Genomic DNA, 814 nt, shown 5'->3' with positions numbered 1-814 from the left:
CGCGAAAGTATGGGAGAAAATACACGCCCAAGCGTATTGCGCATCTGAAACGCTCCATGGTCACCTTGCCATTGTATGGAAAGGAGCAAGAGGTACGTTATCGGAGTAAAGTGTTAATGGCTCATTTTCTTGGGGGACGTTTAGTACGTGTTGTGTGGTGTGAATTCAAGAGTGAAAGTGGCCACTGGAAAAAAGCGCATTTATTATTGAGTACCGATGCCATACTGACCCCGGAACAGATCATCGAAGCCTATGGAGAACGCTGGTCGATTGAATCCATGTTCAATCAACTGAAACTCTCCTGGGGCTTGAAAGAGGCCTGGCAACAAACCCGCCAGACGCTGCATCGTTGGGTGCACCTGACCTTGGTGGGTTATGGTCTGATCCAATTATTGGGCTATCTGGATGATCAGACCGTCAGGCAACTGTGTTGCCATTCGCCCTGGCGAAAGGACAATCCCACAACGGCAGGGCAGATCCGTAAAGGACTGCTACTGATTTTTCACCATGTCCCTGTCCGGCAGTGGTGGAACCGTAAATGCAGAAAATTCGAACCGCCCAATTGGCGAGGAAGTGAGCAGGATGCAGCAATCAGCGTATAGAACAAGCTCTAACGGGCAGTATGAACAAAATAGCAACTTTATTTCACCCGAAAATATACGGTGGAACAATGTTGCTTACTCTAAACTCTAGTAAAATTAGGCTCTTCGACGTTTCATGTGGATTTCAGTATGGAACCCGCCGGGCTGGCAATCATGTAGATCATGGTCATAAAAGTTCGGTTGTTTCGATAGCCTCTGGCTCGCGCTCTGGC

1 pseudogene is annotated in these 814 nt (G+C 48.3%); it reads left to right on the top strand.

The features are described 5' to 3' along the window. Positions 1-602 (top strand): annotated as a pseudogene (locus ACOCD2_RS23070) (hypothetical protein); the annotation flags it as partial. Positions 603-814: the final 212 nt, after the last annotated feature.

It is taken from the genome of Thiolapillus sp., from assembly GCF_048562965.1.
GTDB lineage: Bacteria > Pseudomonadota > Gammaproteobacteria > Chromatiales > Chromatiaceae > Thiolapillus > Thiolapillus brandeum_A.
The sequence above is the reverse complement of the archived record's forward strand: the minus strand, read 5'-3'. Positions and strand labels throughout refer to the sequence as shown.